At 64.7% G+C, this 4626-nt stretch carries 4 protein-coding genes and 1 tRNA gene; 1 reads left to right on the forward strand and 4 read right to left on the reverse strand.

Features of this window, described 5'->3' with window-relative positions:
* On the reverse strand, positions 1–535 hold a 535-nt coding region (locus AUC71_RS06070), incomplete at its 3' end, for a cold-shock protein (RefSeq protein WP_069623551.1).
* Between the two features lie 458 nt (positions 536–993).
* Here AUC71_RS06070 and AUC71_RS06075 point away from each other — a divergent pair.
* Positions 994–1413, forward strand: a complete 420-nt coding sequence (locus AUC71_RS06075; protein WP_069623552.1) for a VOC family protein — start codon at positions 994–996, stop codon at positions 1411–1413.
* Positions 1414–1439: 26 nt separating this feature from the next.
* On the opposite strand, the gene AUC71_RS06080 is transcribed toward AUC71_RS06075, so the two are convergent.
* The 3 genes from AUC71_RS06080 to glpX all read right to left on the reverse strand — a co-directional run bounded on the left by AUC71_RS06080 (position 1440) and on the right by glpX (position 4451).
* A tRNA-Glu gene (locus AUC71_RS06080) sits at positions 1440–1514 on the reverse strand.
* 57 nt (positions 1515–1571) lie between these two features.
* Positions 1572–3392, reverse strand: coding sequence for a single-stranded-DNA-specific exonuclease RecJ (gene recJ, locus AUC71_RS06085; protein WP_342021803.1), 1821 nt, complete (start codon positions 3390–3392; stop codon positions 1572–1574).
* A 69-nt stretch (positions 3393–3461) separates the two neighbouring features.
* Complete coding sequence (gene glpX / locus AUC71_RS06090) at positions 3462–4451, reverse strand: class II fructose-bisphosphatase (protein ID WP_069623553.1); 990 nt, start codon at positions 4449–4451, stop codon at positions 3462–3464.
* Positions 4452–4626 lie beyond the last annotated feature (175 nt).

A 4626-nucleotide genomic window follows, 5' to 3' on the forward strand; every position in this document is an offset into this window, starting at 1 on the left:
GCTCGGCGGCCATCAGCCCTTTCGAACCCCGGCCATAGCGCACGAGAAGCGATTGTCCGGGCCTCAGCTCCGTGAAACCACACCGGCGCAAGGTCTCCATGTGAACGAAGATGTCGAGCGTCGACGGACCCCGGGTCAGAAAGCCGAAGCCGCGAACCCGGTTGAACCATTTTACCATGGCCCGCTCCCAGTCGCTCTCCGGCACGACCACGACATGGGTCCGTTGCGGCAGCTCCGAAGGATGGATCGCCGTCGTATCGTCCATCTCCAGGATGCGGAACGCCTGTAACCCCTTGGGGCGGCGCAGAACTTCGCATACCACGCGCGAGCCCTCGTAGGCGGTCTGATGACCGTCCCGGCGCAAACACGTTACATGCAGCAATACGTCTGGAAGATCTTCGTCCGGTACGATGAACCCGTAACCCTTCGACGCATCGAACCACTTGATTGACCCTGAAACCTCGAACACATCAACTGTGGCTTCTTCGTCGCGCTGGGTGTGTTCCTCTTGAAGTGGCGATGCCTTCGCCCCCATGCCGCATTCCCCCGCTTCACTTCTGCCAATCGACTCGACGCCTCACAACGAATCGACTGGAGCACTCTCTTTCGAACATAGCATTGCGCGTTACCGGAGCCAGCGGAATTTTCCCGGGGACAAAGCCTTCTCCACAATCCGACTCGGAGTTCGTGACAGGTGGGCAAAGATTCGCGCAACCATCTGATCGGCAACAGAATCCAATGCATGTCGCGCGTCTTGCCGGCGCAGGGGACCAGCGTGGCAAAATCTCGATGAAGGGGAGGCAAATGTTTCTGGCGACGGACAAATTTTCATTCGGTGTGATATGGACGCCGCGCTGTGGACCCTATGCAACAATCGACGCAAAATCTTCATGCGGCCGACCCCCGCACGGCGGCCATGGGCGCTTGCCAGGCTTGCGCGCTCCGCTTTAGGGTTCGGCCCGCCACGTACAAACCTCACGAGGAGACGACCCGATGAAGTACCTGCACACGATGGTGCGCGTTTCCGATGTCGATGAGTCGATGGACTTCTACTGCAACAAGCTCGGTCTGAAAGAGGTCCGCCGGATGGACAGCGAGCAAGGGCGCTTCACCCTGATCTACCTGGCCGCCCCCGGGGACGAGGACTCACAGATCGAGCTGACCTACAACTGGGACCCCGAAATCTACGACGAAGGCCGTCATTTCGGTCACCTGGCCTTCGAGGTCGACGACATCTACGCCACCTGCGACCACCTGATGAAGCACGGGGTGACCATCAACCGCCCTCCGCGCGACGGCTACATGGCCTTTGTCCGCTCCCCGGACAACATCTCCATCGAGCTGCTGCAAAAAGGCGGCCCAAAGCCGAAACAGGAGCCTTGGGCGTCGATGGAAAATACCGGAAAATGGTAGGGGCAGTGCCGCGCGCGGCCAGGAAGTGGTACCCCCTAGGGGAATTGAACCCCTGTTTCCAGGTTGAAAACCTGGCGTCCTGACCATTAGACGAAGGGGGCGTACCGCTTTGAGCCCCGTCATATAGAAAGGTTTGCGGACGCCCGCAAGAACGGCGCTTACGACGCCTCGCCGCAGAGGGCCGCATCCTCGATCATCAGCTCGACGCTTTCCCGGCCCTGCCAGACCGACCGGCGCAGATGACCCGCCACATGAAGCGTGCCTCCCTCGGCGCTTGCAAAGAGATCGCCGAGCGGCGTGCCCGCGACCCTGAAGGCGCACGCCTCGATCCGCCCGCCGTCGGCGGCAACAAGCGTGCAGCGCAGATGCGCTTCGGCCATGGTGCGCAAACGCGTGACGCGATGAGCCGGGAACACGAAGCGGGGTTTCGGGTGCCCCGGGCCATAGGGCCCTGCCCGCTCCAGAAGATCGATCAGCTCAAGGGTGGCGCCGCGCGCCGACAACGCGCCGTCTTGCAAGCTGCCGGCTGGCGACTGCGCGCGCACCGGTCCCGCCAGGGACTCGCGCAGGAAGGCGCGGGCGGCGTCTTGTTTGGCGAGGTCCAGACAGAAGCCTGCCGCCATGGCGTGTCCCCCGCCCTTTAGGAACAGCCCTTGCTGGACCGCGGCACGCACAACGGCGCCGAGATCGACGGAGGGCAGCGAGCGGGCTGAGCCTGTGGCAGTCCCGTCTTGCTCGATGGCCATGACGAAGGCGGGGCGATGGAAGCGGTCGGCGATGCGACCGGCCACCAGGCCCACGAGGCCCTTGTGCCAATCCTTGGCGCCAAGAAACAGCAGCGGCAAATCAGGTGAGTCTTCGATGGCCGCGTCCGCGCAAGCGAAGGCTTCTTCCAGCATGCGCGCCTCGATCGCCTTGCGCTCGGCATTGAGCGCCTCGAGCTTGCCGGCGATGGCGCGCGCCTCCACCTCATCGTCGGTCGCCAGCAGCCGTGCGCCGAGCCCCGAGGCGCCGATTCGCCCGCCGGCATTGATGCGGGGGCCGAGGATGAAACCGAGACTGTAGGTGGACGGCGCCTCGTCAAGACGGGCGGCATCGGCGAGCGCGCGCAAACCCACATTGAGCCGGAGCCGCAGCACCTTGAGCCCCTTGGCGACGAAGGCGCGGTTTGCGTCCTTGAGCGGCACCACGTCGCACACGGTGGCAAGCGCCACGAGATCCAGCATGCCGAGGAGGTCCGGCTCGGGCCTGCCGGCATAGGCTCCTTCGCGCCGCAGGACCCCGATCGTCGCCACGAGGAAGAGAAAGACCACGCCCGCGGCCGCCAGGTGTCCTTGACCAGAAAGATCGTCCTGCCGGTTCGGGTTGACGACGGCAAAGGCGGGCGGCAGCGCCTCGTCGGCTTGGTGATGATCGAGCACTATAATTTCCGCGCCCGGCGCATTGGCTGCTTCAATGGCCGCGCCTCCCGTAGTGCCGCAATCCACCGTGAGGATCAGCCTGGCGCCTTCTTCCACGAGACCGCTCAGCGCTCCCGCCGAGGGGCCATACCCTTCGGTGAGGCGGTCCGGGATATAGGTGATGCACGACTGTCCGTGAGCGCGCAGGAAACGCTCGACGAGGGCCACGGAGGCGGCGCCGTCGACGTCGTAATCGCCGAAGACGGCGACCTTTTCTCCATTGCGGATGGCGCGTGCGAAACGCTCTGCCGCACGCTCCATATCCTGGAGGCGGGCCGGATCAGGCAGCAAGGTCTTGAGCGAGGGATCGAGAAACCGCTCGACGCTGTGAAGCTCCGCGCCCCGCGCGGCGAGCACCCGGCCGAGCAGGTCCGGCAGTCCATGCGCCTGAGAGATCGCGGTCGCGATGTGGAAACGCCCGGCCTCCAGCCGTTCGATCCAACGGCGACCGCGCGCGGACCGTTCCACGCCGAGCATGGCGGCGGTGTCCGTCGCGTCATATTTCAGGGCTGCCGTCACGCGTGTGCCACTCTTACGAACCGCTTTTGGAAGATCGCAAAGTGTAACTGATTCGCGGGGTGCCGCCGGTCAGTCGAACTTGCTCAGATCGGCATGCTCGGTCTTGATCCAGCGCACGGTGCGGGTCGAGGCGCGCATGACCACGCTCTGGGTGAAGACAGCGTCCTTGGCGAAGCGCACCCCCTCGACCAGCGAGCCGTCCGTAATCCCGGTCGCGGCAAAGCTGAGATCGCCCCGAACCATCTCCCCAATCGAATATTTGCGGCCGAGATCCGAAATGCCGGCGGCCCGGGCGCGGCCGCGATGCTCATCGTTCATGGCCACGAGGCGGCCTTGCATCTGACCACCGATGCAGGCGAGCGCCGCGGCCGCCAACACCCCTTCCGGCGCACCGCCAAGGCCGAGATACATGTCGATTCCTGTCTCTTGCGGTTCGGTCACGTGGATCACGCCGGCAATGTCGCCGTCGCCGATCAACCGGAGCGCGGCCCCTGCTTCACGCACCTCCTCGATCAGCTTGCCGTGACGGGGCCGGTCGAGGATGCATACCGAGAGCTCTGGCACGCCGACCGCCCTTGGCTTTGGCGAGGCTTGGAGATTCTCGACGGGGGTGGCGTCGAGGTCGACGAGACCGTCCGGATATCCTGCGCCGATGGCGATCTTGTCCATGTAGATGGGCGGCACCTTCAGAAGACTACCGTGTTCGGCCACAACCAGCACCGACAGGGCGTTGGGCAACGCCTTGGCACAGAGCGTGGTGCCTTCGATGGGATCGACGGCCAGGTCCAGCTCGACACCGGACTCGGAGCCCGCGCCGATCGTCTCGCCGATATAGAGGATCGGGCTTTCGTTCTCCTCGCCCTCGCCGACGACGACGACGCCCTGGATCGGGAGCCGTGCGATTTCACGATACATGGCCGCAGCGGCGGCCTCATCGGCGGCCACTTCATCGCCCCGGCCCCGCCAACGGGCGGCGGCAACGGCGGTCGCCTCGGTGACGCGGACAATATCCAGCGCAAGCGCACGGTCGAGCTCGGTCTTTGCCGCAGCCTCTGACACGTCAAACCCTCCCTAGCTCGCGCGCAGGTGCGCTCCCCGCGTCTTATAGCAGAGTCCGTATCACAGTTTTTCGATGCGGATCATCTGAGGCTTCGCATCGACATGGCCGTCGCGCTCGATGGCGACGAGCGCCTTGCGCACGGCGGCCTCCGTGGTCTCGTGGGTCACCATGACG

Origin of the sequence: Methyloceanibacter marginalis (assembly GCF_001723295.1) — a bacterium.
GTDB lineage: Bacteria > Pseudomonadota > Alphaproteobacteria > Rhizobiales > Methyloligellaceae > Methyloceanibacter > Methyloceanibacter marginalis.